Origin of the sequence: Stenotrophomonas sp. 364 (assembly GCF_009832905.1) — a bacterium.
Lineage (GTDB): Bacteria > Pseudomonadota > Gammaproteobacteria > Xanthomonadales > Xanthomonadaceae > Stenotrophomonas > Stenotrophomonas maltophilia_AP.
Genome location: NZ_CP047135.1, coordinates 144,902 through 168,061 on the forward strand (window position 1 = coordinate 144,902; position 23,160 = coordinate 168,061).

Consider the following 23,160-nt stretch of genomic DNA (forward strand, 5'->3'; position numbering starts at 1 on the left):
CGGTGCGGTAGCATCTGCCCATGCGCCAGACCCGCACCCCGCCGTGGAAGAAGCCCAACCCCAAGAGCGGGGCCTCGCGCCCGTTGTCACCGGCACAGAAAGAAGCCGCACGGCAACGGGCTGAAGAAAACGGCCGGGCGTATCCAAACCTGGTGGACAACATGTGGGCGGCAAAGCTGCCGCGCGGGGAGTAACGCGCCCCGCTCACGCGCCGTCGCCCGGAAACGGGCGGCGACGTCAGCGGCGAACCGCGAGCACGCCGTCCATGGCCAGGTCGGCCTTGAAACCGGCCTTCTCCAGGCGCTTGGCCACTTCACGCGGCACATCGCGGCCGCTGGTGAGTTTGTTCGGCGCGCCGGTGTAGTGGAACATGCGCCCGCCCTTGCGTATCACCCGCGCCAACTGGTCGTAGAACACCTGCGAATACAGCTCGCCGGCAATGCCGAAACGCGGTGGGTCGTGCAGGATGGCGTCGACCGAACTGGATTCGAGCGCTTCAATGGCCTGTGACACGTCGGCATGGGTCAGCGACAGGCGCCCGCCGCTGCTGGCCGCCTCCGGGTCGGGCGACCATGGGTTGAGCATGCGCAGCCACAGGACGTCCGGGTTCTTCTCGAACGACTGGATGCGGGTGACGCCCCCTTCCAGGCAGCACGCCGCGAAGTAGCCGAGCCCGCCGCAGGTATCGAGCACGGTCTTGCCGGCCGGGGCAATCAGCGCCACCTTGCGCCGCGCGTCTTCAAACGGCGACACCTGCGCGCTGGGCAGCATCTTGATGCCGTCGATCTCGAAAGTGGGAGCATCCCACTCGGTGGGCACCAGTTTGATCAGCGCCGAGCCGAAGCGCGACACCGCCAGGAATTCTTCGCCATCCCAGTAATACAGGGTGCGGTCTTTGGTTTTGCCCGGGTAGTCGTAGCGCTCGCCCTTCCACAGCCAGTGGTCGGCAGCCAGCGTGGCGGTGCCGGTGGACAGGCCGAGGTCGAGCGAGCCGGTCCATTCGTTCGCGCCGCTGTCGCGGGCGCGGGTGAGGGCTTCGGCAAGCGGGCGGGTCAGCAGGGGGCCGGTGTAATGGGGCACGGGAGTGGGGGCGCCGGGGCTGCGGGGCAGCGTGGCGTCAGGTCAGCCAGGGGAAGGCATCGTACCTGAGACCGCGGCCGGAGGCAGGCTGCGGCCGGGCAGGAGGCTCTATAGTACCGGCGGCATACCGCGCTGCAGGGCCTTACAGGGAATCGACGTGGTCACACCGTTGGAATACATCCGCCGTTTGTCGCGCTGGGCGCGCGCGCTGATGATGCTGGGCGTCGTGTTGGTTACCGGCTGCAGCGCGCCGCATGGCCCGCCGGCAGGCGCCTTGCAGGACGTGCAGTCCATCGAGATCCGCTACCAGTACAGCGGCTGGGGCCGGGTGGACGAAGTGCATCGGTTGGAACCGGGCGCTGGCCGACGCACCTTCCAGCGCAGCTCGCAGCTGGACAGCCAGGAAGACCCGGATGCGGTGGTGACCGATGCGATCCCGGCGCAACGCGTTGCCGAGCTGCTGTGGGCGGTTTCTGCTCCACCGTGGCCGCGCGAGCGCGGCGTGGACGCGGTGGCGCGCCGGGTGCGGCCAGCGCGGATACTGGAGCAGGTGCTGTCGTACTATTCGACGCCGGAACGCGGTTGCACCCCGCGCGCGTTCGAGGCCAGGGCGCATGCGCTGCTGCAGCGCGACTCCCTGAAGGGACAGCTGGGCCGTTACTACGCCAACGGCATCTGGACCGACGATGACCCCGCCATGCGAGTGGTCATCCGCTACGAGCACCGACCAACGCAGGTGCTGGCCTCCAACGAGCGCACGTTGCTGATGCTGCCGTGGGTGCTGGGTGACCCCGGCGCAGGCGATGCCGCCGTGACCACCTGGTCGGTGCCGGTCAGTCAGGCGCTGCGCCGGCTGCTGCCCGAATCCTCCAAGGCGTTTGAACGGCTGGGCCGGCGCGAGGACGGGAGCCTGGTGGAGCGGATCGCCGCCACCGCGCGGGTGGCCTGCAAGGTGCAGCATCGCTGAGGAAGGTGCGCGTCAGGTGCCGTAGCGCGACAGCGTTCCGCGGCTGAACAACCACTGGCAGCGTTGCTTGCGCATCGCACGCACCTTGCCGCGTTCAATCACCACATGCGCCTCGTTCAGCGCATCGCCCTGGACGCGTGCACCGGCCTTGAAACGGAACACGCCACTCTGGCCGTCCGGGGTCAACAGGGCTTCTTCGATCTGGGCAAGTTCGCCGGCACTGAACAGGGCCGCGCGCTGTTCGTCGTCGGGGGGTGCAGGTGACCGCGCAGTGTAACGTCGCCACCCCGATGAGGGGATGTCTGACCCTCCCCGACTCGTTTGATGACAGCAGCATGCGCGGCTTTCCCAGCCAGCGGCGCTGCGTGTCCTGATCGTTGCGGCGCGGGCGGACACGGACACTGCGTGCATGACCTGCGATCACCTCCCTTGGCAGCCTGGCAACGCGTACTTCTTCAGTGCACACCTGCACCGTGCCCACACCGGGTTGCTGGTGGAGCACGCACAGGCATTACGGCTGGCGTTCCGGGTGGCGCAGCAGGCACGGCCGTTCCGCATCGACGCCATCGTGGTGCTGCCCGACCATCTGCATGGCGTGTGGACGCTGCCGGCGGGCGACGATGACGGGCACCGGCGCTGGACACAGATCCAGGCCATCTTCGACCGTCACCTGCCGGGCAAGCCGCCGCGCGCGGTGCTACGTCGCGATCGTTCCGCGCGGCCGCTGTGGCACAGCAGCTTCCGTGAGCATCGCATCCTGGACGAGGACGACTTCCATCGGCACGTGGCCTATGTGCACCAGAACCCGGTAAAGCACGGCCACGTGCGCGATGCAATGGAGTGGCCGTACAGCTCCATCCATCGCACGGGGCGGCAGGAGGAGGCACCATGCTGAGGTAATGCCCGTTGGCGCCAGGATCAGCCGCAGCGTACCTTGAACACCGGCCCGGCCCCGATCAGCACCAGGGCCATGTAGTCGCTGTTCTTGTCCTTGCCCTTGAGCGTGGCGCCCGGGTTGAAGTGGAAGATGCCGAACCCGCCGTTGGGCCGGACCAGCGCCTTGTCGATCTGGTCGGCATCGTCCTTGAAGTAGCGGGCGATGTCCGCGCGCGAGGACACCTGCAGTGCGGTGGGGTCGCGCTGCCATTGCTCGTCGCGGTTGAAGCTGACGAAGTACTGGCCCTGCTGCTGCTCGATGCGGAACTCGGCGGGTTTGCGTGCGTGGGTGGCGTAGCAGCCCAGCAGGGGATCGGCAGAGAACACGCCCGCGCCGTTGTCGTGGTTGCCGCAGGCGCCAAGCAGCAGTACCGGGGCAAGCAGAAGCAGTGAAACGGCGGGGCGCATGGCGGTGACCTCCTACGGCGATAGGCGCAGTCTAGGCAACCTCGTCCAACGACGCCGTGTAGAGAGCCCAGCGTGTACGCCACTGGCATGCGCCAGGGTGTACGTTGGTGGCAGTCCAGACGAGCAGCGCCCGTGCCCCCGCACCCCCGTCCGCCACCGGCGACATCGTTCCAACCACGGCAACCCGCAGCCCGGCCCCCGTTAATGGGCGTGTGCAGCTTCCTCGGGCTACCGCTGGGCGCTGCGGCCTACTGGCTGGCAGACATGGGCGGGCAGGGGGCTGCGGGTGTGGGCAGCAGCATCACGGGCGCCATCGGCGTGCTGGCGGCGGCAGGCGTGGGGATGGTGGCCAGCATCGCCTCGCGCGAGCGCCAGGAGCGCTGGCCGTGGTTGGGCGTTTCCGGTGCCCTGGTCAGCAAGGCGCCGCTGCTGCTTTTCATCGTGGCCTTCATCGTGCATCACTGAGGGCTCTGCGCCCAGACGCTGCAGCCACCTAATGCACTTCCACGGGGATGTGGCTCTGGGTGTACGGTGGAGGCATTCCAGACGAGTAGCGCCTGTGCCCCAGGACACCCTTTCGCCCGCACCAGCATCCGTGCCCGCACCACCGCGTGCCACGCGCGCACCCCTGTTAGGGCTGTGCAGTTTCCTTGGCCTGCCCGTGGGCGGTGCGGCCGGCTGGCTGGCCGGCGTGGCCAATCACGGCGTCATTGCCGGGGCCGGGACCACCGGGGTCGCCATCGGCGTGCTCGCGGCGGCGGCCGTGGGGCTGGTAGCCAGCATGGCCTCGCGGGTGCGCCAGGAACGCTGGCCGTGGCTGGGGATCGTCGGTGCGGTGGTCAGCACGGCACCATTGGCGCTGTTCCTCGTGTCGATGCTGCTGCACCGCTGAAGGTTTCAGGCGGCCGGTAGCGCATCTACCCGATGTACTTCCACCGTGACGTGCACCAGTTCGTCGTGGATCGACAGTGCTTCGCGAATACGGTCGGCATCCAGTTCCGCGGCCGTGACCACGCTGGCGACCACGGCGAACTTGCCGCGTCCAACCTGCCACACATGCAGGTCGGCCAGGCGCGCCGGCCACGGGCCCTGTTCGATCACTTCCCGCACTTCGGCCACTACCGGCGCGTCCATCTGCGCGTCCAGCAGCACGCGCCCGGTGTCGCGCAGCAGGCCGACTGCCCACACGGTTACCAGTACCGCGCCCACCAGGCCCATCACCGGGTCCAGCCAGGCCGCGCCCCATACCTTGCCGGCGATCAGGGCGACGATGGCCAGTACGGACGTGGCCGCATCCGCAATCACGTGCAGGTAAGCAGAGCGCAAGTTGAGATCCTGCGCCGGGTGATCGTGATCGTGCGCGTGCGGATGTGAGTGACCATGACCATGTGCGTGGCCGTGATGATGTGCATGATCGTGCCCATGACCATGCCCATGACCATCGCGCAGCCACCAGGCACAGAGCAGGTTCACCGCCAGGCCCGCCACGGCGATCGCGATGGCCTGGTCGTAATGAATGGCGCTGGGCGCGAACAGCCGTTGCGCGGACTGCACCGCCATCAGCAGTGCAACACCCAGCAGCGCGATGGCGCTGGTGTAGCCGGCCAGGATCTCGATCTTCCACGTACCGAAGGCAAAGCGGCCGTCATGCGCGTAGCGGCGGGCACAGGCATAGGCGAATGCCACCAAGCCCAGTGCCAGCGCGTGTGAGCTCATGTGCCAGCCATCGGCCAGCACGGCCATGGAGTTGAACCACCAGCCGCCGACGATTTCCACCAGCATCATCACCGTGGTCAGCCACAACGCGCGGCGCGTGCTGCGTTCGGCCAGGGGGTTGCCATCGTCGAAGTGATGGGTGTGGCGGCGGGCGTGGGCGGCGGCGGCGAGGGTCATGGCGAGGTCATGTGAATATACCCCCATAGGGTATATTATTCGGCCCATGTCACATGTCCAACAACGCCGAAAGGCGCTGCTCGCCCGGGTCCGCCGCATGGCCGGCCAGGTGGCCGCGCTGCAGAGTTCTCTGCAGTCCGAGCAGGCCGACTGCACCGATGTGCTGATGCAGGCCTCAGCCGTACGCGGTGCCGCCCACGGCCTGCTGATGGCCTTGCTGGACGAGCACCTTCAAGAGCACGTGGTGAGCCCGACCGATCCGGTCGAGCGCGCCGCCGAGGCCCAGGTACTGGTCAAGCTGCTGCGCGCCTACGGGAAGTAAGCGCCCAGCAATTTTTGCAGCTGCTCGTGGTACGCCCGCGTGCAGTTTGTCCGAGGGGGAATGCGTGGGCGCGGCTTACCGTACCGAAATGGTGCCGGTAGCATTGCCGCATTGCTTCGGTACGCAACCTTCCATGCCCGTGGTTACAAAACGCGGCTGGTGAACAATGCAGCTCACCTGCGCGATATGACTCCCAGTGAATGGATTTGCGAAATACTTCGAGAAGTAGGTGCTGCATCGACCGTCGACCTGCACGCCTCCCTGCATTGACCCAGCTTGAGAGCTCTGGAAGCGAACGTTACCGGTGGAGAGGAAGTTTGTCCCGGCCAGGGCGCTACCAGTGGGGGCGTTTGCAACAACAAAATCCACTGAGCGAGGCGGCAGGTCTGTGGAGCGTTCCCCGTCGGGTAGTTCTTCGTCCTGACCATGCTCGATAACGCTATTGCAATGCCAACCGGTGGCCTCGCCCACGAAGATGGCCGTGCCTCCGATCGCCGGTTCAAGTCCATCCACGTCACAGAGCGCGCGGTGGTACGCCTGGGTCGCACTGCTCTGGTCCTCAAACGTGTAATGCAGATTCCCGTCCTCGCCGACCCGAAGCTTCTGCTGAACCGCCATGTGCCCACCGCCAAAGTCGGACCATTCCCTGGTTTGCAGCACGATGCGTTGCCCCGATGCATCGAAGGTGACTGAATCCTGTGGTGGTTGTTGTCCATCGGCGTGGGCGTGAAGCGGCAGAAGGGCGAGCAAAGCAATGGAGAATTTCATTCTTAACAACCTCATGAAGAATCAGGATCTCCATGTTGGGCTGAGTCAACAGCGTGGAATGTGCCCCGGTTCCATCAACGCGTTGTCCGCAAATCTTCAATTGCATGGCAACGTCCACGTCAATTGATACGTGCAATGAGCACGTGGCCCGCTCAATGCCGATGCCGCCGCCATGCGTTCCACACATGCGTGGCCGCCAGCAGCAGGCTGCCGGCGACGGTCATCGGCGTTTCGCTGTCGTGACTGGGCCACTCGGCGGCGCCGGCCAGCAACAGCAGCAGGCCCAGCGCGGCGCTGGTGACGGCGGCCGCAGGCAGGCGCTGCTGGCGGTGCGCGCGCCACAGGGCGAAGCCGGTCAGCGGGGCGGCGATGCCCACGAACAGCACGTGCACCCACTCGGCCTGTGCCCACACCCCGAACAAGGGCAGGGTGGCGGCCAGGATCGGCAGTGCCAGGCAGTGCAGCAGGCACAGGCTGGACAGGGCGATGGCGCCGGCATCGAGCAGGGTTGAGGAACGCTTCATGGGGGTGGGGCCCGGATCAGTGAATGTTATATAGTAACATTTCATTCCACTGCGAACCCTGTCCCTCCATGAACGCCACTGCTGCCTCCACCGATGCCCGCCTGCCGGTAACCGTCTTGTCCGGTTTCCTTGGCGCCGGCAAGACCACGCTGCTCAACCAGCTGCTGCGCAACCGCGAGGGACGGCGGGTGGCGGTGATCGTCAACGACATGAGCGAGATCAACATCGACGCGCAGCTGGTGCGCGATGGCGGCGCGGCACTGCGGCGTACCGAAGAGACCCTGGTGGAGTTCAGCAATGGCTGCATCTGCTGCACTCTGCGCGACGATCTGCTGCAGGAGGTCAAGCGGTTGGCCGCCGAAGGCCGCTACGACTACCTGCTGATCGAATCGACCGGTATCGCCGAACCGATGCCGGTGGCGGCCACGTTCTCGGTACGCGATGAGGACGGCTTCTGCCTCAACGACATCGCACGGTTGGATACGATGGTGACGGTGGTGGATGGGCAGCAGTTCCTGCACGACTTCGGCTCGACCGACCGGCTTGCCGACCGTGGCCAGGAGGCCGGTGCCGATGACGTGCGTGGGGTGGTGAACCTGCTGGCCGAGCAGATCGAGTTTGCCGACGTGATCGTGGTGAGCAAGTGCGACCTGATCACCGACGACACGCTGCAGTCGACCCTGGCCGTGCTGCGCGCGATGAACCGCGAGGCGCGACTGGTGTTGTCCGAGCACGGCAACGTGCCGCTGCACGAGGTGCTGGACACGCACCGCTTCGACTACATCAAGGCGCAGCTGGCACCGGGCTGGATGCAGGCGCTGCGTGGTGTGCATACGCCGGAGACCGAGGAGTACGGCATCAGCAGCTTCCTGTACCGGGCGCGCCGGCCGTTCCACCCGCAGCGCTTCGCGCAGCTGCTGCAGCAGGGGCTGGGGCCGGTGATTCGCAGCAAGGGGTTCTTCTGGCTGGCCAACCGCATGGACTGGGTGGGCGAGCTGTCCAGCGTGGGCGCGGCTACCCGCACCGAGGCTGCCGGTTTTTGGTACGCCTCGCGCCAGCGGGTGGAGGCCGGGCTGGAAGACACCCCGCCACTGCTGCCACCGCCGCAGGTGCCGTACACCGACGTGGGCTGGGTGCGCCAACAGGCCGCCTGCTGGACCGCGCCCATGCCGGGCATGGACGAGGTGGGCGATGCCGGCGAGTACCAGGCCATGCGCCGGATGTGGCACCCGTGGTGGGGCGATCGCCGCCAGGAGCTGGCGGTGATCGGGGTGGAGATGGACGAGCGCGCGGTGCGTGCCGAGTTCGACGCCTGCCTGCTTACCGATACCGAGATGCGCGCCGGGCCGATGCTGTGGCAGCTGCTTCCCGACGCGTTCCCGGCGTGGTCGCGGCACTGACGGCGACGCTTATACCGCCGTCAACGACCAGCCTTCGGCGCCCGCGTCCATGTAGTGGGTGAGCCCCACGGCGTCGAGCAGCGCCGGGTCGTGCGAGACGAGCATCAGCGTGCCTCGGAACTGGCTGAGCATCTGCTCTAGCGCGGCCAGGGAAGGCAGGTCGAGGTGGTTGCCGGGTTCGTCGAGCAGCAGCAACTGCGGCGGCGCGTGCGCGTACAGTACGGCAGCGAGCGCGGCTTTCAGGCGCTCGCCGCCGCTCAGCGTGGACAGCGGGCGCAGGCTGCGTTCGGCGTCCAGCCCGAGCAGCGCGAGCCGGGTGCGCGCATCGGCGTCGCCGGCGTCGGGGTGGGCATCGCGCAGCAGCGAGAGCGCCGTTGCCTGCGCGGGGAGCGACGACAGGGATTGGTCGAGCAGCGCGGTGCGTGCGGCCACCGCGCAGGTGCCGGCGACGGCCTCACACTGGCCGGCCAGCAGTCGCAGCAACGTGGATTTGCCGCTGCCGTTCGGGCCGCGCACGCCGATGCGTTGGCCGCGCTGCACCTGCACGGTGAGGCGCTGCCACGGTGGCGACACCCACGGCAGCTGGACGTCGGTGAGCTCGGCCACGCGCTGCGGCCCGGGCTCTACCTGGCGGGGGGCCAGCAGGGCAATCCCGGTGGCATCGTCCAGCTGCGCAGCGGCTTCGCGCACGCGGGCGTCCACCACCGCGCTGCGCTCCAGCTGCTGGGCCTGCCAGCGCCCGGCACTGTGTTCGCTGCGGTTCTTCATGCCGCCGAGCAGGATCGGCGCCTGGTTGGCCGTACGCGCGGTGCGCTGCGCGCGTGACTGGCGGTGCTCAAGCCGTTCGCGTTGTTCGCGCGCGGCATCCTGCTGCTGGCGCCGTTCGCGCTTGCGCAGGGCGAGCAGTTCGGTGGCGGCGCTGTGCTCGTCGTGCTTCTGCGCGGCATACAGGTCGTAGTTGCCGCCGTAGCTGCGCAGCCCGCCCGGCGACAGTTCCACAATGCGCTGCATCGCGCGCAGCACGTGGCGGTCGTGGCTGATCACGATCAGGCCGCCGCGCCAGTGCGCCAGCGCATCCAGCAGCCGCGCGCGATGGCGGGCATCGAGGTGGTTGCTGGGCTCGTCGAGGATCAGGCCGTCGGCCTGCGACAGCAGCGCACCCCCCAGGGCCACCTGCATGGCCTGGCCGCCGCTGAGCGAGGCGGCCGGTTGCGCCGGGTCCAGCGGCGGCAAGCCCAATTGCTGCCACTGTGCCTGCAGCTCTTCGCGGATGTTCCAGCGCTCGCCTACCGCGCTGAAATCGGCGGGATCGACACTGCCGGCCTCGATGCGCGCCAACGCATCCAGCAGTGGGGCCACGCCGGCCAGGGCGGCGATGCTGCCCGGCGGGGCACCACTGTGCTGGGCCAGCAGGTGCACGCGGCCGCTGCGCTGCACCTGGCCGGCGCTGGGCGCGCGCTGGCCGGCCAACACACGGGCCAGCACGCTCTTGCCCACGCCATTGCGCCCGACCAGGCCGGTCGGGGTGGTGTCGAAGTGGGTGCTGATATCGGAAAACAGGACCCGCCCATCGGGCAGGGTGCAGGTCACGCGGTCGAGCGTGAGGGAAAATGCGGTCATGCGACCTCCAGGGATGCCGTGGGTTCCCTTCACGCACGGGGCGGGAAGGACACAGGCCGTCAAACAGACGGCGGGGCATCACTGGCGCATGCGGGCATACCTCATTACACAGGCGACTGGCTGTCGCGCCGCCAGTATAGGTTTGCGCCGCGCCAAGGGAGTGAATGCACGCTGTTCAACAGCTCACGCCGGTGAGCCGGGCGCTGACGAAATCGATGAATACCCGTAGCTTGGGCAGCACGTGGCGGCCTGACGGCCACAGCAGGTGGAAGGTGCCGCAGGCGTGGATCTGCTCGGGCAGCACGCGCACCAGGCGGCCATCGGCCAGCGCATCGCGTACCGAGTGCTCGGGGATATAGGCGATGCCGCGCCCGGCCAGCGCGAAGGCCAGGCGCGCCTCGATGGTGTTGGCCACCATCGACACCGGCAGCTCCAACGGCGGTTCCCCGGACGCGCGTGGCAGCGGCCACGGCTCCAGCTTGCCGCTGCTGGGGAAGCGATAGTGCAGGCAGTCGTGCTGGAGCAGCTCGTGCGGGGCCTGGGGCGTGCCGCGCCGTGCCAGATACTCCGGCGAGGCCACCAGGTAGCGGGGGAACACGCCCAGCCGGCGCGCGCTGAGCCGCGAGTCGGACGGCTCACCCACGCGCAGCACCGCGTCGAAGCCTTCTTCGACCACATCGACCAGGCGGTCGTCGAAATCCAGCTCCAGGCGGATGCCGGGGTAGGTGGCCATGAACGCGGACAGGATCGGCAGCGACAGGTCACCCACCAGCGGCAGGCTGAGCCGCAGCACGCCACACGGGGCGGCGACCTGCTGGGCCAGTTCGGTGCGGCCGGCGTCCAGCTCGTCGAGGATGCGCCGGCAGCGCAGCAGGAAGCGCTCGCCCTCGGCGGTCAGGGTCACGCTGCGCGTGCTGCGATGGAACAGGCGCACGCCCAAGGCCTGCTCCAGGCGGGTGATGGTCTTGCCGGTGGCCGAAGCCGACACGCCGAGCAGGCGCCCGGTGTCGACGAAGCTGCGGGTGTCGGCCACGTGCACGAAGGTCTGCAGGTTGCCGATGTTGTCCAAAGCCGACATGGCCGAACTCATGGGGAAAGGCGCCACTCTAGCGGCCCCGCGCGGCGGTGGCGCGGGGCCGGTGGGATGCAGCGGTGCGTGCCACGCTGGCATCGGCTGCATCCCTTGCTGGTACGGGGTCTGCGCCGATTGCGGAATGCAGTGTCCGGAATGTCTGGACCGCTGACTGGGTGTTTGGCGCGCCGTCGAACGCCGAGCATGGCGCTCCCCCTGTTGCTGGAATACCGCCATGTGCTCCGTGCTTGATGCGCCCCTCCTTACCCCGCTGCGGCTGGCCGCCGTTGATGCCGTACTGCCCGCCGCCCCCGCCTGCCGCGGCGGGGCACGGGCATGAGCGGCACAGGCATGAGTGGCGAGGCCGGCACGTGTGCGCTTGCCGCGGAGCCCACGGCGGCCGAGCGGTTGCCGTTGTCCGGGTTGCTGGCGCTGGCCTGCGCCGGCTTCATCACCATCCTCACCGAAGCCTTGCCAGCCGGGCTGCTGTCGCCGATGAGTGCCGATCTGGGCGTCAGCCGCGCGTTGGTGGGGCAGTTGGTGACCATCTATGCGTTCGGCTCGCTGGTGGCGGCGTTGCCGATGACCGCCCTCACCCAGCGGCTGCCGCGGCGACCGCTGCTGTTGGCCGCGATTGCCGGGTTCGTGGTGGTCAACACGGTGACCGCACTGACGCACCATTACGCGGTGATGCTGGTGGCGCGCTTCGTCGCCGGCATCAGCGCGGGCCTGTTGTGGTCGTTGGTGGCCGGCTATGCCAGCCGCATGGTGGCGCCGCGGTTGCAGGGGCGCGCCATTGCGGTGGCAATGGTGGGGACGCCGCTGGCGTTGTCGCTGGGCATTCCCGCCGGTACGCTGCTTGGGCAGACCATCGGCTGGCGCTGGGCGTTCGCGCTGATGTCGCTGCTGAGCGTAGGCCTGCTGGTGTGGGCGCGGCTGGCCCTGCCCGCGCTGTCGGCTCCGGGCGCGGGCGCGCGGCAGACGCTGGGTGCGGTATGGCGGCTGCCGGGCATGCGCGCGGCGCTGTTGACCATGTTCCTGTTCGTGCTGGCGCACAACGTGCTGTACACCTACATCGAACCGTTTGCGGCGTTGTCCGGCGCGGTGGCCTGGCTGGACCGGCTGCTGCTGGTGTTCGGCGTGGCCGCACTGGTGGGGATCTGGATCACCGGGTTGTGGGTGGACCGCTGGCTGCGCGTGCTGGTGCTGGCCAGCACGGTCGGGTTCGTGCTGGCGGCGTTGGCCTTCGCGCTGTGGCCCGCATCGGCCTGGGTGCTGGTGCTGGGCACGGTGGTGTGGGGCATGGCGTTCGGCGGCGTGCCCACGTTGTTCCAGACCGCCGTGGCGCGCCGCGCCGGGGTGGCCGGCGACATCGCACAGTCGTTCGTGGTCACCGGCTGGAACCTGGCCATCGCCATTGCCGGGGTGGTGGGTGGGGTGATGCTGGAAACGTGGGGCGAGCGGTGGCTGCCGGGGGTGGTGCTGGTACTGCTGGTTGCCACGGTACTGCTAGTGCTGCGCCGGCCGGGCGCGTGGGCGCCCACGTCAGGGACGTAGCGCCTGGCTCTGCCCGGCTGCTTTGCCGCAGGAATGCCGAACTGCCGGGCAGAGCCCGGCACTACGTGTTCTGGCGACGCACCACGTGTTCTGGTCAGGCACCACGTGTTCTGGCCCCGTATGACACTTGGTTTAAGGTGGCAGCACGGATCAGGAGGGTTGCGTGCGCCACATCGTACTGCGTTGGATGGGACTGGGATTGCTGGGACTTGCCGCGGCCGTGCAGGCCGCGCCGGACCAGCGCATTGCGTTGACCATCGACGACCTGCCCTGGCAGCGGCTGGATGAGCGCGACGATCCGGAGCTGGCACAACGCCACGCGCAGCTGCTTGCCGCGCTGAAGGCGGCGCAGGTGCCGGTGGTGGGCTTCGTCAACGAGATCAAGCTGGAGCGCGATGGCCAGGTGCAGCCGGCGCGTGTGCAGATGCTGCGCGACTGGCGCGATGCGGGGTTCGAACTGGGCAACCACACCCGTGGCCATGTGGACCTGCATGCGATCGGGCTGGAGGCCTACGAGCAGGACATCCTGCGTGGCGAGCAGACCCTGCGCCCGTTGCTGGCCGAACGCGGGCAAGCTCCGCGCTGGTTCCGCCACCCGTACTTGCGTGCCGGGGAGACCCCGGAGCAACGCGCTGCGCTGGCTGCCTTCCTGGACCAGCACGGGTATCGCATCGCGCCGGTCACGGTGGACAACAGCGAGTGGATCTGGGCCTTCGCCTACGACCATGTGCGTGACACCGAGGCCGACCCGGTAGTGCGCGAGGCGCGGCTGCGCCAGCTGCGACGTGGGTATGTGCCCTACATGCTGAACAAGCTGGACTACTACGAAGACCAGTCGCGGCAGCTGCTGGGCCGGTTGCCGGCGCAGGTGTGGTTGATGCATGCCAATGCGCTCAACGCGGCCAGTATCGACGAACTGATCGCCGCTACCCGTCGCCGGGGCTACACGTTCATTACCCTGGAGCAGGCGCTGCAGGACCCGGCCTATGCACACGCCGATGGCTACAACGGCGCCGGCGGCATCAGCTGGATCCACCGCTGGGCGATGGCAGAGGGCAGGCCGCGCAGCTTCTACGCCGGCGAGCCCAAGGTGCCGCGCTGGGTGCTGGAGTTGGCGGGTATTGCGGACGAGTAGGGCAGGTCCCCGGAACACGTGGTGCCGGGCTCTGCCCGGCAGTTCCGCATTACCGCATAACGGCAGCCGGGCAGAGCCCGGCTCTACGTGTGGCGGTGGGCCCCCGGCGCGTGGCGACGCGTTTTACCGCCACGGCGCCCCACTGGTCATGCGGCGCGGCAGAGCCCGCCGCTACTCCACCGCGCTGTTCGGGTTCTGGAAGTTCTCGCGGGCCTTGCCGTACTGCTGCAGGCGCTGGTGGTGGAAGGCGATGAAGGCCTCCGGGGGCAGCGCACGCGAGAACAGCCAGCCTTGCCCGAACTCCACCTGGCGGGCTTGCAGGTAGGCCAGCTGGGCGGGTGTTTCGATGCCCTCGGCCACGGTGAACAGGCCCAGCGTCTTGGCCATGTCGATGATGTGCGAGGTGACCGGGCTGGTGGCGCTGTCGGTGCCGATGGCATCGATGAACGACTTGTCGATCTTCAAGGCATCCAGCGGCAGCTGCTGCAGGTACTGCAGGCTGGAATAACCCACGCCGAAATCGTCGATGGCCACGCAGTGGCCGGTACGCCGGGCGATGGCCAACGTGTTGCGCGCACGCTGGATGTCGATGAAGCCGCGCTCGGTGGCCTCCAGCCAGATCTGCTGCGGATGGATGCCGGTGCCGGCCAGTTTGGCCGCCAGCACCTTGAGCGCGCGGCCGCTGCTGACATCGGCGGCCGACAGGTTGATGGCGATATGCGCGCTGCGGTCCTGGACCAGCAGTTCGCGCATGTCATCAATGACGCGCTCGATCACCTGGTCGGTCAGTGCGTCGATCAGGCCGTGTTCCTCGGCCAGCGGAATGAATAGGTCCGGGCGCACGTGGCTGCCGTCGGGCCGGGTCCAGCGCACCAGCGATTCGGCACCCACGCAGATACCGGTGTCCAGCTCGATGATGGGCTGGTAGTGCATGTGGAATTCGCGCCGTCGCACCGCCGTGACCAGTTCCCCGCGCAGCGACAACCGCCGCCGCGACAGCCACACCACCGCGCCGATCGCGGCCAGCGCGCCCAGAACGCCCAGCGGGATGAACTGCCGGAACTGCTCGCGGAAACTGGCCAGCAGGTCGGTACGCGGGGCGGTGGCGATGGCCAGCCATTCCTGGTCCTGCGCGGTGGCATACAGGGTGTGGCTGTCCATGCCGCTGTGCGGGTTGCGCAGCAGGCGTTGCAGCAGGGGCTGGTCGAGCAGGTCCTGCTGGGCCATCAGGCGCCCGTCGGGGCTGGCCACGGCCAGGCGCACGTTGGGATCGGCGATGACGTCCACGAAGCGGGACGGGTCCATCAGGATGTCGTAGCGGCCCAGGTGCAGCGCGATCAGCGGCGACCCATCCCCGGCAATCGGTCGCACCCCCAGGGTGATGCCGGCGCCGTCGGCGGTGATGTGGTCTGGCGTCGGCTCGGGTACGTGGGCCTCCATCATGCCCCAGGAGGTGCACCGCAGCCGGCCGTCCTCGAAGTAGCCCACCTGTTCGGCAGAGTGCGTGCTCAGGGTGAGCGCCCGCATCAGGTGCAGGTGGTCGGCAGAGCACGGTTCCAGCGGGCTCTGGTTGAGCCGGCGCAGGGCCAGCATCCCGGCCTCGTAGGCGCGGTTGGCGCGCAGCAGGGTGCGCTCGGCGGTCAGCTGGAGGCGGGCAGCCTCCGCTTCGTTGGCGCGGCTCCAAGTGAAGTACACCAGCGCGGCGATCGGCACGAAGGCGCCGAGCAGGGCGAACAGCACGGTGGCGGCGATGATCCTGGCGCGGTTCAAGCAGACCTCGATGCCGTGGGTGGGAAGCAGCGTGCGGCGCTCACGAACTGGATCCCCTGTGGGCCGCCGCGCTATCTCACCACCTGTCGGCCGGATTTGGAACCGGGATCGTCCGGCAGGCCCGTCAGGGCACTCCCCGCCCGGCCGTCAGGCGCTGCCGGGGAAGGCAAAACCGACATCAGCGGGCCATCGCTGCACGCAACAGTGGCGCGGCGGCCAGCGGTCTTCTATGTTCAGAGCCTTCGCCCTGCTGGCCCCGCCCATGACCGATCCCGCCGTGCCGCCGGAACACCTCCGGCGCAGCCTGTCCAACCGCCACCTGCAGCTGATCGCCATCGGGGGTGCCATCGGCACCGGCCTGTTCATGGGCTCGGGCAAGACCATCAGCCTGGCCGGCCCCTCCATCGTGCTGGTCTACCTGATCATCGGCGCGATGCTGTTCTTCGTGATGCGCGCGATGGGCGAGCTGCTGCTGTCCAACCTGGAGTACAAGTCGTTCATCGACTTTTCCACCGACCTGCTCGGGCCGTGGGCCGGCTTCTTCTGCGGATGGACCTACTGGTTCTGCTGGATCATCACCGCCATCGCCGATGTGATCGCCATCGCCGCCTATGCGCAGTTCTGGTTTCCAGAACTGGCGCCCTGGATACCGGCGCTGCTGTGCGTGATCCTGCTGCTCAGCCTGAACCTGGTCACGGTGAAGCTGTTCGGTGAAATGGAGTTCTGGTTTGCGCTCATCAAGATCATCGCCATCTGCGCGCTGATCATCACCGGCTTCGGGCTGGTGGCGTGGGGCTTCACCTCGCCGTCGGGCCACCAGGCCTCGTTCGCCAACCTGTACAACGACGGCGGCATGTTCCCGATGGGCATGGCCGGGTTCTTCGCCGGCTTCCAGATCGCGGTGTTCGCCTTCGTCGGCATCGAACTGGTCGGCACCACCGCCGCTGAAACCGCCGATCCCGAGCGCAACCTGCCCAAGGCGATCAACTCCATCCCGGTGCGCATCATCGTGTTCTACGTGCTGGCGCTGATCGCGATCATGGCCGTCACCCCCTGGCGCGAGGTGGTGCCGGGCAAGAGCCCGTTCGTGGAGCTGTTCGTGCTCGCCGGCATTCCGGCCGCGGCCAGCCTGATCAACTTCGTGGTGCTCACCTCGGCCACCTCGTCGGCCAACAGCGGCATCTTTTCCACCAGCCGCATGATGTACGGGCTGGCCGAAGAGCGGCACGCCCCGAGCTTCTTCGCGCGGTTGTCGCGGGCGGCGGTACCGGCGCGGGGCCTGCTGTTCTCGTGCATCTGCCTGCTTCTGGGCACCATGTTGATCTACCTGATCCCCAACCTGGTTACCGCCTTTACCCTGGTCACCACGCTGGCGGCCGTACTGTTCATGTTCGTGTGGTCGCTGATCCTGTGTTCGTACATCGTGTACCGCCGCCGTCGCCCGCAGTTGCACGCGGCGTCCAGGTTCAAGATGCCGGGCGGCGTCTTCATGTGCGGGGTCTGCCTGGCGTTCTTCGTGTTCGTGCTGGTGCTGCTGACCCTGCAGCCGGACACCCTGTACGCGCTGGCGATCAGCCCGCTGTGGTTCCTGCTGCTGGGCCTGGGCTATGCGGCCAAGCGCCTGATCGGCGGCAGCCGCTGACGCTGGTACCGGGCCTGCCGTGGTGGCCGGCCCGGTATTCACCTTCGGTTCGCAGCCGGGGCCGGATGATCGCGCCGCACCCTACCGTGCCCCGATCCGAGCCCATGAAACCGACCCTGCCTGCCGCGTTGGCCCTGTTGTCGATGCTGCTGCCGTGGTCGGCGTCGGCGCGCACGGTGTACCGTTGCGTGCGGGACAACACCGTGAGCCTGGCCACCGCGCCCGAGCCGGGCTCGACGTGCACGCCGCAGCAGATCGATGACAGCGCCGTGCAGACCCCCAACCTGTGGGGCAACATGGGCATCTTCAGCGGCACCCTGTACGAACGCGAGCAGGAGGGCGCGCTGGTGTATTCCACGCGCAACCTGCCGGGCTCACGGGTGTTCCTGAAGTTCACCGTGGCCACCCCGCCCGGCGAGCCGGCGCACGAGGGGCTGGGCAAGGTGGGCACGCCACAGCTCAACCGCCATGCCAAACAGTTCAAGGCGGCCGCCAAGGCCACCGGGGTGGACGATGCCTGGCTGCGTGCGATTGCCCATGCCGAAAGCGGCTTCGATGCCGGTGCGATATCGCCCAAGGGCGCGCAGGGCGTGATGCAGCTGATGCCCGACACCGCCACCGAATGGGGCGTAGCCGACCCGCTGTCGGCCGAGCAGTCCATCAACGGGGGCGCGCGCTACATGAAGGCGCTGCTGAAGCGCTACAAGGGCGACCGCACCCTGGCGGCGGCCGCCTACAACGCCGGTATCGGCGCGGTGACCCGCTACAAGGGTGTGCCGCCGTACGCCGAAACCCTGGCGTACGTGGAAAAGGTCAGCGCGTTGTACCAGCGCTACCGCGAGGCGATGGGGTTCAAGGTGGAAACGCCGGCGCGTTGACCGCGGCGTGCCGGTGGTCTCACCGCCAGGCGCCGCGGCCGTAGATGGGCAGGGTCTCGCGGCGGCCGACCCGTTCCAGCGCGGCGCGCACATCGGGGCGTTTCAACAGTGCTTCCCAGCGTGCGTCGTTGTCCACGTCGGCGGGCATCGGCGGCAGCATGCGGAAGTTCTGCATCAGCTGCAGCAGGTCCTGGCGGCGCCGGGGCGACTGCAGTTCGGCGATGACCCAGCGGGCCGCCTCGTCGGTGCGCTGCTCTGCCAGCAGCACGTCCACGTACACGCTGCGGCCCTCGTCCTGGTTGGCCTGCAACCACTGGCGGGCCTGCGCCGACCGCGCGGTATCCCCCTGCGACCGGTACGCGCTGAAGCGGATCCACTGGCGCAGGTACTCACCGAACATCGGTGCCTCATCCAGCCCGTCCAGGGTCTGCAGGGCGCGGGCCGGTTTGGCGCTGGCCAGGTACCAGCTGGCCAGGTAGAGCCGCTGCAGCGGGTTCACCGTGTCGCCCTCGTTGGTGAGCGTACTGGCCAGCTCCAGCGTTGCCTCCGTCTGGTCGTCCTGGCCCAGCCGGTGCTGGGCCACGGCGCGGTGCAGCAGCACCCACGCCGCATAGGCACCACCGGGAAAGCTGCGCGGGGCGCCGGCCTCGGTCAGGCGCGCATGGAGCGGGTCCGTAGCGGTCAGCACCTGCGCGTGCTCGCCCAGCAACAGCAGGGTGTCGGTAAGCGCGGCGAGGTCGCTGGCCTCTGGCTGCAACAAGGCCGACACGCGCAGGGCATCGGCATGGCGACGCGCCGATTGCAGCGGATCGAAGCGCGGATCGCGGCGGTCGACCACGGCATCGAAACGCTTGTCGCTGCGCAGCGCAACCACTTCGATCGGCGCATCGATGCGCGCCACGGTGGCGGCCAGGCGCTGCTGTTGCCCGGCATCGGCCTGCAGCGTGGCCAGCGTCAACCACACGGCCGTCGGCTCCAGGCCATCGACCTTCCACTGTCGGTCGAACAGCGCCTCCAGCAGCGCGCGGTAATCATCTGGCTGCTCCTGCAGCGCATCGCCCAGCCGGTACACCAGCGGGGCATCGATGTCGGCCAGGAACCGGTCCGATGCACGCAGCGAGCGGGTGATCAGGTCGGCGCCCTGCACCGGTTGGTCCTGCAGCAGCTTCAGGCGACCCAGCACATACAGCGCACGTGCGTCATCGGGCGCCTGCTTCAGCGCGGCGTCCAGGTAGCGCTGCGCCTCCTGCGGCTGGCGCGCGTTGAAGGCCGTGCGCCCGGCACTGACCAGCCCTTCCAGGCGCTGTACGGCATCCAGGGTGGCCACGTCCGGATCGTTGAACACGCGCTCGAAGCCGATCAGCGCACCCACGCTGTCGCCCTGCTCGGCCAATGCGATGGTGTCGACCAAGCGCTGCGCGAGCGCGTGTTCAGACGGTGCGGCCACCGGCGTCGCGGCGAGTGCTGGTGCGCCGGAGATCGCCAGCAGCAGGGACAGGGCGAGGCGATGGTGCGGGCGGTGCATGGCGCATCCTTGCGTGGGGTCTGCGGCGATTGAACCTGTAACCGCGCAGCCGCACAAGCGCATGGGGTGTGCAGATGCGCAGGCAGCGTTTAAGGTCTACGCCGGACAAGCACAGGGACGGCAATGAAACGTTGGCAGGTCATGATCGGCGGAGTGGTGGCGATCACCGCTGCGGCACTCGCATGGACGTCTTTCGACATGCCTGCACGGGCGCCGGTTGAACAGGGCCCGGTACCCACGCCGCTGGCGTGGCAGGCGCAGATGGAGGTGCTCGCCGGTGATGGGGTGGGTGGACTGCGTGATGGTGCCGGTGCGCAGGCGCGCTTCGCCGATCCGTATGCGCTGGCGGTTGATGCGCACGGCGTTGCCTACATCGCCGATGCCGGCGACAACAACCGTATCCGCCGGGTGTATCCCGATGGGCGCGTGGATACGTTGGCCGGCACCGGAGAGGGCTGGCGCGACGGGCCCGGTGCGCAGGCGCAGTTCCATACCCCATCCGGCATCGCGCTGGATGCCGCGGGCAACGTGTACGTGGCCGACACCGGCAACCACCGCATCCGCCGGATCGGCGCCGATGGCGTGGTGAGGACGCTCGCTGGCGACGGGGTGGCGGGCTTTGCCGATGGCCCGGCCGCGCAGGCGCGGTTCGATGCGCCGATGGGCGTGGCCGTGGATGCCAGCGGCCGCGTGTACGTGGCCGATACCTACAACGACCGCATCCGGGTGATCGAGCCCGATGGCACGGTGCGCACGGCAGCAGGCGGTGAGCAGCCGGGCAACGTCGATGGGTTCGGTGCCGAGACGCGGCTGGATACGCCGGTGGCCCTGGCGCTGGACTCGCACGGCAACCTGTTGATCGCCGACCTGTACAACAACGCCATCCGGCGGCTGTCGCCGGACGGCATGCTGCGCACCCAGGTGGCCGACGGCAGCGTGATGAGCGGTCCGTTGTCGGTGGCCGTTACGCATGATGATGTGCTGTACGTGGGCGACATCAACGGCAAGGTGGTGCAGGTGTCCACACAGGGCCACCAGGTGGCGTTGGCCGGTGTTTCACCGCAGCCGCGCTTTGCGCGGCCCAGCGGGCTGGCGCTGGATGCGCAGGGCGCTGTCTACCTGGCCGATGCCGCGGCGTACCGCGTGCACCGCTTGCGTCCGCTGGACATCGGTGCGGTGCCGGCACCGGCATTGACCGGTCCCGCTGCCGACGCCCCGCTGCCGGTGACGCGCGGGCGCTGGCCGCTGGCTCCCCAGGACGGGTGGCATGAAGTGGTGGGCACGCTGGGTGAGGTACGCGGCAACTTCAGCGGCGAGAGCCGCCACCACCTGCACGGCGGCTTCGATATCCGCGGCGATGTCGGCCAGCGCGTGCTGGCCATCTCCGATGGCAAGGTCGACAGCGCCTTTGCCAGCTGGTCGGTCGGCGGGCAGGCCGAAGGCATGGCGCTGGGTCGGCTCAAGTACATCCACATGCAGGTGGGGCGCGATCCGCGTGGCCAGCCGTTCGACGCCCGCTGGCAGCAGGTGCTGGGGGTGGATGGCAAACTGGAACGGGTACGCGTGCGCCGTGGCACGCGCTTCCATGTGGGCGAGCCGCTGGGCAGCATCAACCGCATGGCGCACGTGCACCTGAGCGTGGGCGCCAGCGGGTTCGAGCGCAACGCGGTGGCGCTGGGCTTTGTCGGCTACGCCGATGCGTTCGCACCGCGCATCACCTCGGTCGAAGTCCTGGACGACCAGGACCTGCCGATCAAGGCCGTGGGCACTGCGCCGCTGGTGGTGCCACGGCAGGGCCCCGGCGTGCAGATCGTGGTGGAAGCCTGGGACCAGGTGGATCGCAACCTGCCGCGGCGTCGCCTGGGTGCCTACCAGGTGGGCTACCAGATCCTGGATGCGCAGGGCCAGCCGCTGGCCGGGTACGAGCAGCCGCGCTTCAACATCGTGTTCAACCGCATGCCGCCCCAGGACAGTGCCACCGTGGTGGCCTATGCACCGGACAGTGGCATCACTGTGCACGGCAGTGCGGTTACGCGCTTCCGCTACCTGGTAACCAACACGGTACGCGACGGGCGGGTGGAAACAGGGCGCTGGCGGCCCGACGCGCTGCCCGCCGGCGACTACGTGATCCGGGCCAGCGTGCGCGACTACAGCGGCAACGAGGGCGTCGGCGCGCGCGACCTTGAAATCACGCTGTTGTAGCGCGGCTCAGGCGCCGACGCGTTCGCGCTCGGCGTCCATGTCGGCCAGCGGCCGCACTTCGATGCTGCCGAAGCGCGACCACGGGAACTGCCGGGCGATGCGCAGTGCATCGTCGTGGTCGCGCGCGTTGATCAGGTTGAAGCCGGCCAGCAGTTCGTGGGTTTCAGCGAACGGCCCGTCGGTGATGCGCTCCTTGCCCTGGCGGGTGCGCAGGGTACGGGCGCTGTGCACCGGTTCCAGTTTCTGCGCCAGTACCAGGGTGCCGTCGGCCTGCAGGGCATCGGCGTGCTGCAGGCAGTCGTGCATCAGGCGGTCGTAGTCCTCGCCGGGCAGGGCCTGCAACAGGCCGTCGTCGATGTAGATCAGCAGCAGGAATTGCATGGCCGGCAGGCTCCGGGGCAGGGGCGGCCATGATGCCGCAGCCGGCGCATCCGTGCTGTTGCAGCGCGGCACGCGGTGCCTGTTCAGGCGGAACCGGACGGTGGCGGAAATTATTCTTGCCGACGTGTCGATTTCCGGCACCCGGCTGCGTTGTATCCCTTGAAGGGCCCACCAACCGGGCCCGCCCTGAGGGAAACACCGATGAAAGTGATGGTACTGGTCAAGGCGACCCCGGAGACCGAGGCCGGTGAGATGCCGACCGAGCAGGAAATCCGCGCCATGGGCGCCTACAACGAACAGCTGGTGCAGGCCGGGATCATGCTGGCCGGCGAGGGCCTGCACCCCACCTCACGCGCGCGCCGCGTGGCCTTCGGGGCGCAGCCGCCGCGGGTGATCGATGGCCCCTTCGCCGAGACCCGCGAACTGGTCTGCGGGTTCTGGCTGTGGCAGGTGCGCTCGCTGGACGAAGCCACCGAGTGGCTCAAGCGCGCCCCGTTCGGCCCGGGCAGCGTGGTCGAGCTGCGTCCGATCTTGAGCGCCGAGGATTTCGGCGAGGCCTTCACCCCCGAATTACAGGCGCATGAACAGCGTCTGCGCGAACAGATCGGCGCCGCCGACTGACCCCCGACTTCCCTGGAGCACTCCCATGAAACTGATCCCGTTCCTTGGCTTCAACGGCAAGACCCACGAGGCCATGGCCTTCTACGCGCAGGCGCTGGGCGGCAAGGTCACCTCGGAAATGAGGTACCGCGACATGCCGCCGATGGAGAACACCGACGGCTGCGGCGAGATGCCGCCGGAAACGCTGGACCACGTGGCGCACAGCCAGCTGGAAGTGGGCAGCGCGATCCTGATGGCTGCCGATGGCCCGTCCAGTGGCGGGGAAAACAGCACCACCATCAACATCGACGTGGACACCGTGGAAGAGGCCGAGCGCGTGTTCAAGGCGCTGGCCGACGGCGGTGAGGTCAAGATGCCGATCGGCGAAACGTTCTGGGCCCACCGCTGGGGCTTCCTGATCGACCGCTACGGCAAGCCGTGGATGGTCAACTGCATGAAACAACCCTGATTCCCACACCC

At 68.4% G+C, this 23,160-nt stretch carries 25 protein-coding genes; 14 read left to right on the forward strand and 11 right to left on the reverse strand.

Annotation, left to right across the window (positions count from 1 at the left end):
* Window positions 1-20 precede the first annotated feature (20 nt).
* The gene (locus GQ674_RS21480; protein WP_201290200.1) at window positions 21-194 is read left to right on the forward strand and encodes a hypothetical protein; all 174 of its coding nucleotides are present in this window, start codon (window positions 21-23) and stop codon (window positions 192-194) included.
* A gap of 43 nt (window positions 195-237) precedes the next feature.
* Here GQ674_RS21480 and GQ674_RS00650 read toward each other — a convergent pair whose 3' ends face one another.
* The gene (locus tag GQ674_RS00650) at window positions 238-1,080 is read right to left on the reverse strand and encodes an MnmC family methyltransferase (protein WP_201290201.1); all 843 of its coding nucleotides are present in this window, start codon (window positions 1,078-1,080) and stop codon (window positions 238-240) included.
* Between the two features lie 157 nt (window positions 1,081-1,237).
* On the opposite strand from GQ674_RS00650, the gene GQ674_RS00655 reads away from it, so the two are divergent.
* Window positions 1,238-2,047: a hypothetical protein gene (locus GQ674_RS00655; protein WP_159495590.1), complete on the forward strand. Its 810-nt coding sequence runs from the start codon at window positions 1,238-1,240 to the stop codon at window positions 2,045-2,047.
* 12 nt (window positions 2,048-2,059) lie between these two features.
* Here GQ674_RS00655 and GQ674_RS00660 read toward each other — a convergent pair whose 3' ends face one another.
* Window positions 2,060-2,233: a hypothetical protein gene (locus GQ674_RS00660; protein ID WP_159495591.1), complete on the reverse strand. Its 174-nt coding sequence runs from the start codon at window positions 2,231-2,233 to the stop codon at window positions 2,060-2,062.
* Between the two features lie 223 nt (window positions 2,234-2,456).
* On the opposite strand from GQ674_RS00660, the gene GQ674_RS00665 reads away from it, so the two are divergent.
* Window positions 2,457-2,942 (forward strand): transposase, encoded by a 486-nt coding sequence (locus tag GQ674_RS00665; RefSeq protein WP_159495592.1) that lies wholly within the window; start codon window positions 2,457-2,459, stop codon window positions 2,940-2,942.
* A gap of 23 nt (window positions 2,943-2,965) precedes the next feature.
* On the opposite strand, the gene GQ674_RS00670 is transcribed toward GQ674_RS00665, so the two are convergent.
* The gene (locus tag GQ674_RS00670) at window positions 2,966-3,391 is read right to left on the reverse strand and encodes a hypothetical protein (protein WP_159495593.1); all 426 of its coding nucleotides are present in this window, start codon (window positions 3,389-3,391) and stop codon (window positions 2,966-2,968) included.
* 204 nt (window positions 3,392-3,595) lie between these two features.
* On the opposite strand from GQ674_RS00670, the gene GQ674_RS00675 reads away from it, so the two are divergent.
* Window positions 3,596-3,856, forward strand: a complete 261-nt coding sequence (locus tag GQ674_RS00675) for a hypothetical protein (protein ID WP_236546158.1) — start codon at window positions 3,596-3,598, stop codon at window positions 3,854-3,856.
* A gap of 130 nt (window positions 3,857-3,986) precedes the next feature.
* Complete coding sequence (locus GQ674_RS00680) at window positions 3,987-4,283, forward strand: hypothetical protein (protein ID WP_159495594.1); 297 nt, start codon at window positions 3,987-3,989, stop codon at window positions 4,281-4,283.
* A 5-nt stretch (window positions 4,284-4,288) separates the two neighbouring features.
* Here the strand turns inward: GQ674_RS00680 and dmeF are convergent, their stop codons facing one another.
* Window positions 4,289-5,284, reverse strand: a complete 996-nt coding sequence (gene dmeF / locus GQ674_RS00685) for a CDF family Co(II)/Ni(II) efflux transporter DmeF (protein WP_159495595.1) — start codon at window positions 5,282-5,284, stop codon at window positions 4,289-4,291.
* A gap of 46 nt (window positions 5,285-5,330) precedes the next feature.
* On the opposite strand from dmeF, the gene GQ674_RS00690 reads away from it, so the two are divergent.
* Entirely contained in the window at window positions 5,331-5,606 is a 276-nt protein-coding gene (locus GQ674_RS00690) for a metal/formaldehyde-sensitive transcriptional repressor (protein WP_159495596.1), read from the forward strand.
* Between the two features lie 75 nt (window positions 5,607-5,681).
* On the opposite strand, the gene GQ674_RS00695 is transcribed toward GQ674_RS00690, so the two are convergent.
* Window positions 5,682-6,374 (reverse strand): hypothetical protein, encoded by a 693-nt coding sequence (locus tag GQ674_RS00695; RefSeq protein WP_159495597.1) that lies wholly within the window; start codon window positions 6,372-6,374, stop codon window positions 5,682-5,684.
* Between the two features lie 152 nt (window positions 6,375-6,526).
* On the reverse strand, window positions 6,527-6,898 hold the full coding sequence (locus tag GQ674_RS00700; protein ID WP_159495598.1) for a MerC domain-containing protein: 372 nt from the start codon (window positions 6,896-6,898) through the stop codon (window positions 6,527-6,529).
* Between the two features lie 68 nt (window positions 6,899-6,966).
* Here GQ674_RS00700 and GQ674_RS00705 point away from each other — a divergent pair, with 68 nt between their 5' ends.
* Window positions 6,967-8,298, forward strand: coding sequence for a GTP-binding protein (locus GQ674_RS00705; RefSeq protein WP_159495599.1), 1,332 nt, complete (start codon window positions 6,967-6,969; stop codon window positions 8,296-8,298).
* A gap of 9 nt (window positions 8,299-8,307) precedes the next feature.
* Here GQ674_RS00705 and GQ674_RS00710 read toward each other — a convergent pair whose 3' ends face one another.
* Complete coding sequence (locus tag GQ674_RS00710) at window positions 8,308-9,918, reverse strand: ABC-F family ATP-binding cassette domain-containing protein (RefSeq protein ID WP_159495600.1); 1,611 nt, start codon at window positions 9,916-9,918, stop codon at window positions 8,308-8,310.
* A gap of 175 nt (window positions 9,919-10,093) precedes the next feature.
* Window positions 10,094-10,996: a LysR family transcriptional regulator gene (locus GQ674_RS00715; RefSeq protein ID WP_159495601.1), complete on the reverse strand. Its 903-nt coding sequence runs from the start codon at window positions 10,994-10,996 to the stop codon at window positions 10,094-10,096.
* A 345-nt stretch (window positions 10,997-11,341) separates the two neighbouring features.
* On the opposite strand from GQ674_RS00715, the gene GQ674_RS00720 reads away from it, so the two are divergent.
* Together GQ674_RS00720 and GQ674_RS00725 are read left to right on the forward strand one after the other, a co-directional pair.
* Window positions 11,342-12,547 carry an MFS transporter gene (locus tag GQ674_RS00720; RefSeq protein ID WP_159499139.1) on the forward strand — a complete coding sequence of 402 codons (1,206 nt, stop codon included), beginning with the start codon at window positions 11,342-11,344 and terminating at the stop codon, window positions 12,545-12,547.
* Between the two features lie 178 nt (window positions 12,548-12,725).
* The gene (locus GQ674_RS00725; protein ID WP_159499141.1) at window positions 12,726-13,682 is read left to right on the forward strand and encodes a polysaccharide deacetylase family protein; all 957 of its coding nucleotides are present in this window, start codon (window positions 12,726-12,728) and stop codon (window positions 13,680-13,682) included.
* A 171-nt stretch (window positions 13,683-13,853) separates the two neighbouring features.
* On the opposite strand, the gene GQ674_RS00730 is transcribed toward GQ674_RS00725, so the two are convergent.
* Window positions 13,854-15,452 (reverse strand): EAL domain-containing protein, encoded by a 1,599-nt coding sequence (locus tag GQ674_RS00730; RefSeq protein WP_159495602.1) that lies wholly within the window; start codon window positions 15,450-15,452, stop codon window positions 13,854-13,856.
* 262 nt (window positions 15,453-15,714) lie between these two features.
* Here GQ674_RS00730 and cycA point away from each other — a divergent pair, with 262 nt between their 5' ends.
* Window positions 15,715-17,094: a D-serine/D-alanine/glycine transporter gene (gene cycA / locus GQ674_RS00735; protein ID WP_159495603.1), complete on the forward strand. Its 1,380-nt coding sequence runs from the start codon at window positions 15,715-15,717 to the stop codon at window positions 17,092-17,094.
* A 104-nt stretch (window positions 17,095-17,198) separates the two neighbouring features.
* Window positions 17,199-17,972, forward strand: a complete 774-nt coding sequence (locus GQ674_RS00740) for a lytic transglycosylase domain-containing protein (protein ID WP_159495604.1) — start codon at window positions 17,199-17,201, stop codon at window positions 17,970-17,972.
* Between the two features lie 19 nt (window positions 17,973-17,991).
* Here the strand turns inward: GQ674_RS00740 and GQ674_RS00745 are convergent, their stop codons facing one another.
* Window positions 17,992-19,497 (reverse strand): tetratricopeptide repeat protein, encoded by a 1,506-nt coding sequence (locus GQ674_RS00745; RefSeq protein ID WP_159495605.1) that lies wholly within the window; start codon window positions 19,495-19,497, stop codon window positions 17,992-17,994.
* Between the two features lie 123 nt (window positions 19,498-19,620).
* Here GQ674_RS00745 and GQ674_RS00750 point away from each other — a divergent pair, with 123 nt between their 5' ends.
* Window positions 19,621-21,699: an NHL repeat-containing protein gene (locus tag GQ674_RS00750; protein ID WP_159495606.1), complete on the forward strand. Its 2,079-nt coding sequence runs from the start codon at window positions 19,621-19,623 to the stop codon at window positions 21,697-21,699.
* A 6-nt stretch (window positions 21,700-21,705) separates the two neighbouring features.
* On the opposite strand, the gene GQ674_RS00755 is transcribed toward GQ674_RS00750, so the two are convergent.
* Entirely contained in the window at window positions 21,706-22,080 is a 375-nt protein-coding gene (locus GQ674_RS00755) for a YciI family protein (RefSeq protein WP_159495607.1), read from the reverse strand.
* Window positions 22,081-22,281: 201 nt separating this feature from the next.
* On the opposite strand from GQ674_RS00755, the gene GQ674_RS00760 reads away from it, so the two are divergent.
* Both GQ674_RS00760 and GQ674_RS00765 read left to right on the forward strand, forming a co-directional pair.
* On the forward strand, window positions 22,282-22,701 hold the full coding sequence (locus tag GQ674_RS00760; RefSeq protein ID WP_159495608.1) for a YciI family protein: 420 nt from the start codon (window positions 22,282-22,284) through the stop codon (window positions 22,699-22,701).
* A gap of 25 nt (window positions 22,702-22,726) precedes the next feature.
* Window positions 22,727-23,149, forward strand: a complete 423-nt coding sequence (locus GQ674_RS00765) for a VOC family protein (RefSeq protein WP_159495609.1) — start codon at window positions 22,727-22,729, stop codon at window positions 23,147-23,149.
* Window positions 23,150-23,160: the final 11 nt, after the last annotated feature.

Bases quoted from the DNA above. Each gene is read 5' to 3' on its own strand.
- GQ674_RS21480 (WP_201290200.1), top strand. From the start codon at position 21: ATGCGCCAGACCCGCACCCCGCCGTGGAAGAAGCCCAACCCCAAGAGC.
- GQ674_RS00665 (WP_159495592.1), top strand. From the start codon at position 2,457: ATGACCTGCGATCACCTCCCTTGGCAGCCTGGCAACGCGTACTTCTTC.
- GQ674_RS00670 (WP_159495593.1), bottom strand. From the start codon at position 3,391: ATGCGCCCCGCCGTTTCACTGCTTCTGCTTGCCCCGGTACTGCTGCTT.
- GQ674_RS00675 (WP_236546158.1), top strand. From the start codon at position 3,596: ATGGGCGTGTGCAGCTTCCTCGGGCTACCGCTGGGCGCTGCGGCCTAC.
- dmeF (WP_159495595.1), bottom strand. From the start codon at position 5,284: ATGACCCTCGCCGCCGCCGCCCACGCCCGCCGCCACACCCATCACTTC.
- GQ674_RS00690 (WP_159495596.1), top strand. From the start codon at position 5,331: ATGTCACATGTCCAACAACGCCGAAAGGCGCTGCTCGCCCGGGTCCGC.
- GQ674_RS00695 (WP_159495597.1), bottom strand. From the start codon at position 6,374: ATGAAATTCTCCATTGCTTTGCTCGCCCTTCTGCCGCTTCACGCCCAC.
- GQ674_RS00700 (WP_159495598.1), bottom strand. From the start codon at position 6,898: ATGAAGCGTTCCTCAACCCTGCTCGATGCCGGCGCCATCGCCCTGTCC.
- GQ674_RS00705 (WP_159495599.1), top strand. From the start codon at position 6,967: ATGAACGCCACTGCTGCCTCCACCGATGCCCGCCTGCCGGTAACCGTC.
- GQ674_RS00710 (WP_159495600.1), bottom strand. From the start codon at position 9,918: ATGACCGCATTTTCCCTCACGCTCGACCGCGTGACCTGCACCCTGCCC.
- GQ674_RS00715 (WP_159495601.1), bottom strand. From the start codon at position 10,996: ATGTCGGCTTTGGACAACATCGGCAACCTGCAGACCTTCGTGCACGTG.
- GQ674_RS00720 (WP_159499139.1), top strand. From the start codon at position 11,342: ATGAGTGGCGAGGCCGGCACGTGTGCGCTTGCCGCGGAGCCCACGGCG.
- cycA (WP_159495603.1), top strand. From the start codon at position 15,715: ATGACCGATCCCGCCGTGCCGCCGGAACACCTCCGGCGCAGCCTGTCC.
- GQ674_RS00740 (WP_159495604.1), top strand. From the start codon at position 17,199: ATGAAACCGACCCTGCCTGCCGCGTTGGCCCTGTTGTCGATGCTGCTG.
- GQ674_RS00745 (WP_159495605.1), bottom strand. From the start codon at position 19,497: ATGCACCGCCCGCACCATCGCCTCGCCCTGTCCCTGCTGCTGGCGATC.
- GQ674_RS00750 (WP_159495606.1), top strand. From the start codon at position 19,621: ATGAAACGTTGGCAGGTCATGATCGGCGGAGTGGTGGCGATCACCGCT.
- GQ674_RS00755 (WP_159495607.1), bottom strand. From the start codon at position 22,080: ATGCAATTCCTGCTGCTGATCTACATCGACGACGGCCTGTTGCAGGCC.
- GQ674_RS00760 (WP_159495608.1), top strand. From the start codon at position 22,282: ATGAAAGTGATGGTACTGGTCAAGGCGACCCCGGAGACCGAGGCCGGT.
- GQ674_RS00765 (WP_159495609.1), top strand. From the start codon at position 22,727: ATGAAACTGATCCCGTTCCTTGGCTTCAACGGCAAGACCCACGAGGCC.